At 66.5% G+C, this 2,835-nt stretch carries 3 protein-coding genes; 2 read left to right on the top strand and 1 reads right to left on the bottom strand.

Features of this window, described 5'->3' with window-relative positions:
* Positions 1–476, bottom strand: a 476-nt coding sequence (locus O2807_14250) for an amidase (protein ID MDA1001664.1), incomplete at its 3' end; no start/stop codon positions are given.
* A 431-nt stretch (positions 477–907) separates the two neighbouring features.
* Here O2807_14250 and O2807_14245 point away from each other — a divergent pair.
* Together O2807_14245 and O2807_14240 are read left to right on the top strand one after the other, a co-directional pair.
* Positions 908–1,387, top strand: coding sequence for a universal stress protein (locus O2807_14245; protein MDA1001663.1), 480 nt, complete (start codon positions 908–910; stop codon positions 1,385–1,387).
* Between the two features lie 47 nt (positions 1,388–1,434).
* The coding region (locus tag O2807_14240; GenBank protein MDA1001662.1) for a methylcrotonoyl-CoA carboxylase at positions 1,435–2,835 on the top strand (1,401 nt) is incomplete at its 3' end.

The following is a 2,835-nucleotide window of genomic DNA, read 5'->3' as shown; positions in this document are numbered from 1 at the left end:
GAGCCGCTGGTGCTCCCGCCGGGGGAGCGATCGAGATCCCAGGGGTTGCGCGTGGGCCCGAAGAAGCTGTCGGCGCCGGTTCCCCCCCGGGCGAACTCTTGCAGGTTGGTCTTGCCGACGATGACCGCGCCAGCGGCGATGAGCCGCTGGACGCTCGTGGCGGTCGAGGCGGAGATGTTGTCCTTGAGAATCTTGCTCCCCGCTGTCATGGGGAGGCCTTCGAGATCGAACAGGTCCTTGATGGCGAACGGGATGCCGTGAAGCGGGCCGCGGACCTCGCCGCGGGCGATCTCGGCTTCCCGCGCGGCGGCGGCTTCCCGGGCCATGTCGAAGGCCGGGGTGATGAAGGCGTTGATCTCGGCGTCCTTGTCCGCGATGCGGCGCAGGCAGGCCTCCACGAGCTCGCTCGGGCGGACCTCGCCCGCGGCGATCCGCGGCGCCAGCTGCGCGATCGGCTCAAAGGGTGATGGGCGCAAGCGGTCTCCATCTTTTTGCGGTGGCGGGATTGGTTGGAACTGTAGCCAGCCGGGGGGGCTCCCGCAACTGCGGAAAAATGGGGATAGCGGATGGATTTCCCGGCGGCGCGCCAGGAATGAGGCGAAATAGCCCATTTGGGGCATGCTTGATGGGATAAAGTATCTCATGCCAGACGTTTCGGCCGATCCCGGCGGAAAGGATACATGTAACAAAAATAAAATCAGTATATTATCAGGGCATCATAATTAAGACCATTTGGTCCGCTTATTGCTATTTTCCAGGGCGGGCGGACGGTGCATTAGCGGGCTGCCGGAGACGGTGCCCACGGGAGGGCCGACCCAAGTAACGCACCGTCCGTCCTATTTTTTCGTCTGAACCGGCCGGACGAAATCGCATCCCCGGAAGTGGCAGAATGGAGAGAGGAGGGGAAATGTCCTACTCTCGGATCGTTCTTGCCGTCGCATTGCAGCGCTACATCGACTTCACCCCCATCGCACTGAGAGCGCGCGAAATCGCCATGGGCCTCGCCCAGAGCGCGGGCGCCCGCCTCGAAGTCGTCAGCGTCGAGGCGCCGGTGGCTCTTTTACCGGAGGTGGAAACCCTCGAGGAGAAACTCAACCGCTTCATGGCGCCGCTCGGGGATGCGGGGGTGGATGCCGCGCCGCAGCTTTTCCGCGGAAAGCCGGACGAGCAGATTCTCCACTTCGTGGAGAGCATCGGCGCCGACCTGCTCATCATCGGCTCCCACAGCAAGCGCGGCCCGATCGACGTTTCGATGGGCGGGACGGCGGCCTCGCTGGTGGACGCTTCGCCCTGCCCCGTTCTCATGGCCTGGGCGACGGAGGCGGACCGCAAAGCGGCGGCGGCGCTGGCCATTCCCGAGTATCCCTTCATCTTCCCCTACGGCTAGCCGCGCTCCCTTTTTCCGGGGCGCCCGGGCAGGCTACAATCGCTTTCATGGAAAAGATCATCTCCGACATCCGCACGGCCGAGCCGGGCTTCCGCGAGCGGGAGAAGCGCTACCGCGCCCTCGTGGGGGAACTCCGCGAGGCGCTCGCCGCGGCGGCGGAGGGCGGCCCGCCCGAGGCGGTGGAGAAGCACCGCAGCCGGGGGAAGATGACGGCCCGCGAGCGCATCCGGGAGCTGATCGACCCGGAAAGTTTTTTTCTCGAACTCTCCCCCCTTGCGGCGCAGGATGTCTACGGCACCCCGGTGCCCGCCGCCGGGATCGTCACCGGCATCGGGCGCATCGCGGGCCGCGAAGCGGTCGTTGTGGCGAACGATGCGACGGTGAAGGGGGGCACCTACTTTCCCCTCACGGTGAAGAAGCATCTGCGCGCCCAGGCGATCGCGCGGGAGAACCGCCTGCCCTGCGTCTATCTGGTGGATTCGGGGGGCGCCTATCTCCCGATGCAGGATGAGGTCTTCCCCGATCGGGATGATTTCGGGCGCATCTTCTACAACCAGGCGCGGATGAGCGCCGAGGGCATCCCGCAGATCGCGGCCGTGATGGGAAGCTGCACGGCGGGGGGCGCCTACGTGCCGGCGATGTGCGATGAGTCGATCATCGTCCGGGGGCAGGGCACCATCTTTCTCGGGGGGCCGCCCCTGGTGAAGGCGGCGACGGGCGAGGAGGTGGACGCCGAAACGCTCGGCGGCGCCGAGGTGCACTGCCGGGTGTCGGGGGTGGTGGATCACATGGCCGAGGACGACGCCGACGCCCTGCGTATCGCACGGGGCGTGCTCGCCGCCATCCCTTACAAGAAGACGTTTCCCTTCCGCCTCGAGGCGCCCGAGCCGCCCGCCTACGATCCGGCGGAACTCTACGGCATCCTGCCCGCGGATCCTCGCCAGCCCTTCGAGATGCGCGAGGTGATCGCCCGCCTCGTGGACGGGAGCCGCCTCGGCGAGTTCAAGGCGGAATACGGAAAAACGCTCGTCTGCGGCTTTGCCCGCATCGAGGGGATCCCGGTCGGGATTCTGGCGAACAACGGCGTTCTCTTCAGCGAGAGCGCGCTGAAGGGCACCCACTTCATCGAGCTCTGCAGCCAGCGGGGGGTTCCCCTCCTCTTTCTCCAGAACATCACCGGCTTCATGGTGGGCCGGGAATACGAAGCCAGGGGCATCGCCAAGGACGGCGCCAAGATGGTCCAGGCGGTCTCGAACGCGGCCGTCCCCAAGTTCACAGTGATCGCGGGCGGCTCCTTCGGGGCGGGAAATTACGGCATGTGCGGAAGGGCCTACGATCCCAGGCTGCTCTTCATGTGGCCCGGCGCGCGCATCTCGGTGATGGGGGGCGATCAGGCGGCGGGCGTGTTGCTGACGGTGCGGAAGGAGAACGCCGCCCATGCGGGCGGC

The sequence above is a fragment of the bacterium genome, assembly GCA_027622355.1.
In the GTDB taxonomy this organism is placed as follows: Bacteria; UBA8248; UBA8248; order UBA8248; family UBA8248; genus JAQBZT01.
The sequence above is the reverse complement of the archived record's forward strand: the minus strand, read 5'-3'. Positions and strand labels throughout refer to the sequence as shown.